Origin of the sequence: Faecalibacterium longum (assembly GCF_040094125.1) — a bacterium.
Lineage (GTDB): Bacteria > Bacillota > Clostridia > Oscillospirales > Ruminococcaceae > Faecalibacterium > Faecalibacterium longum.
In genome coordinates, this window is the sequence record NZ_JBBNIH010000031.1 from 1 (window position 1) to 954 (window position 954).

Below are 954 nucleotides of genomic sequence, written 5' to 3' on the forward strand. Positions count from 1 at the left end.
CCAAATCGAATGACGTCTAATGGGTGGCAGTGGATGGGTTTGCCGTTGATGATCTGCATCTGCTGTAATCTGATCCTAATCGCAGACCACGATACTCCCATCCGTGCAGCCATCTCCAAAATTTTTTCATAGTTCGGGTCCGATGCGGATTTGTACAGGATTCCGTTTGGCAGGCACAGCGCTGCACGTTTTATTTCGGCGTTGACCAGAAATGTTGGCATCAGCAGCTCCGCTGCAAGGGTGTTCGCCTGCCATTCTTCCCATGAGGGCTGTCCGTTTCGTTCCCGATAGGCAATGTGCCCACGGCACTTGACTGCTTTTCCGTAGTCGTTCGGAAACTGGTCAGCCAGAATATGGTGTGCCGCTTCATGCGCTATCGTGAAATTCCGGCATCCGGTGCAGCTGTCTGCCGCAAGGGCGGAATCGATTACGACGTCCTTCGGCATGAACACCTCTACAAGCTTTGTTCCGTCCCCCAAGGTTACGGTAAAACCGCATTTCTGGAAAACAGTCAGTCCTAGGACACTGCCATCGCTGCATAACGGCAGCATTTTCACATTCAGCCCAAGAACAGAACTTGCGAGCCGTTCCGGGTCAATGGGTTCTGGGGCATCCTTGCTAATTCCGAAAAAGTTATAGTACTGCTCGATATACCTGCCCGCTATGTGCGAAAGGTCTGTGCGGGATAAGTATTTTGCCATTACGAAGCACAGCTTTCCGGCACGGAACAGTAGGCTTCCACAAACCACTTGCCCTGTTCAAGCCAAAGATTCCGCTTCTGACCGCAAATCAGGCAGGTGAAGCAGTGACCTTTTCCGCCTAGGCGTGATGTCCCGTGTTTGACTGCCAAGACACGATCAATTCCATAAGTGTGAGCCTTGTCATAGTTTATGGCAAGAGGGCGGATCTTGCCATCAGGAGTAAAACGAACGTCCACTTCGACGTATCTTTTCT

The 954-nt window shown here is 51.3% G+C and carries 2 protein-coding genes; both read right to left on the reverse strand.

The features are described from left to right. Positions 1 to 701, reverse strand: a 701-nt coding sequence (locus AAAU26_RS00360) for an ImmA/IrrE family metallo-endopeptidase (protein ID WP_227619686.1), incomplete at its 3' end; no start/stop codon positions are given. Further along, positions 701 to 954: hypothetical protein (locus tag AAAU26_RS00365; RefSeq protein WP_349180860.1), on the reverse strand; the 254-nt coding region annotated here is incomplete at its 5' end. The genes AAAU26_RS00360 and AAAU26_RS00365, both read right to left, overlap by 1 nt.